Source organism: Deinococcus frigens DSM 12807 (assembly GCF_000701425.1).
Lineage (GTDB): Bacteria > Deinococcota > Deinococci > Deinococcales > Deinococcaceae > Deinococcus > Deinococcus frigens.
Genome location: NZ_JNIW01000143.1, coordinates 1 through 1,348, shown reverse-complemented (window position 1 = coordinate 1,348; position 1,348 = coordinate 1). Strand labels below are relative to the sequence as shown.

The following is a 1,348-nucleotide window of genomic DNA, read 5'->3' as shown; positions in this document are numbered from 1 at the left end:
CCACCTCATTCGACTCTGGACGCCGCGCCAGACGACGGCTGTGGAAAGTGTCGGGTACTGAGAAAAAACCCCCTCCACCTGGGAGAGGGCCTTGATTGAACCGCCAGCCGTTTAGACTTCCAGCTCTTTCTTGGAAATAAAGGGCATCATGTCGCGCAGTTCCTTGCCGACGGTTTCCAGCTTGTGGTCGCGCATCTTGGTACGCTGCTTGTTCATGTAGGGAAAGCCGCTCTCGGCGTCATCGATGAAGCGCTTGGCGAAGCGGCCTTCCTGGATGTCGCTCAGCACGTCTTTCATGGTGGCCTTGGTGTCATCGGTGATGATGCGCGGCCCAGTCACGTAGTCGCCGAATTCGGCGGTGTTGGAGATGCTGTGGCGCATGCCTTCAAAGCCCTTCTCGTAGATCAGGTCCACGATCAGCTTGACCTCGTGCAGCGTTTCAAAGTACGCGATTTCGGGCTGATATCCGGCGTCCACCAGCGTCTCGAAGCCTGCCTGGATCAGGTGGGTCACGCCGCCGCACAGCACGCTCTGCTCGCCAAACAGGTCCGTCTCGGTCTCTTCCTTGAAGGTGGTCTCCAGCACGCCCGCGCGGGTGCAGCCGATACCACGCGTGTAGGCCAGCGCGATGTCACGGGCCTTGCCGGTGGCGTCCTGCCCCACGGCGAAGATGCCGGGCATGCCCGCGCCGTCGGTATAGACGCGGCGCAGCATGTGGCCGGGTCCCTTGGGCGCAACCAGGAACACGTCCACGCCTGCGGGCGGCACAATGCGCCCGAAGTGGACGTTAAAGCCGTGACCAAAGGCCAGCGCCTTGCCGTCGCTCAGGTGCGGCTCAATGCTATCGGCGTAGGTCTTGGGCTGGTTCTCGTCGGGAATCAGCAGCATGACGACATCAGCCTCTTTGGTGGCGTCTTCGATGCTGGCCACGCGCAGTCCGGCCTGCTCGGCCTTGGCCTTGCTGCTGCTGCCGTCCCGCAGGCCCACTACAACGTTGAAGCCGCTATCCCGCAGGTTCTGCGCGTGCGCGTGCGCCTGCGAACCGTAGCCGATGATGGCGATCAGTTTGTTCTCGATGGGGGCGGTGTCCACATCTCGGTCATAATACATTTTTGCAGCCATAAGGGGGATTCTCCTACAGGTGGGGATGGATGGGGGAATGTGAGCTAGGGGAGGGAAGGGCTTAAAAGAAACCCCTCAGTCCGCTGCGCGGCCAGCTCACCTCAAGACGCTTGATGCGCAATGAGAGTGACGGAACAACGGACGGTCTTCGCAAGTGCAAGAACAGTTGGTGACCCCAATTCTTGATGCTGAAACCGTCCTGACCACACTGTACTGCCGTATTGAC

1 protein-coding gene is annotated in these 1,348 nt (G+C 60.7%); it reads right to left on the bottom strand.

The genetic code is table 11. The features are described from left to right. Positions 1-111: 111 nt before the first annotated feature. On the bottom strand, positions 112-1,122 hold the full coding sequence (gene ilvC, locus Q322_RS0120015; RefSeq protein ID WP_029479596.1) for a ketol-acid reductoisomerase: 1,011 nt from the start codon (positions 1,120-1,122) through the stop codon (positions 112-114). Positions 1,123-1,348 lie beyond the last annotated feature (226 nt).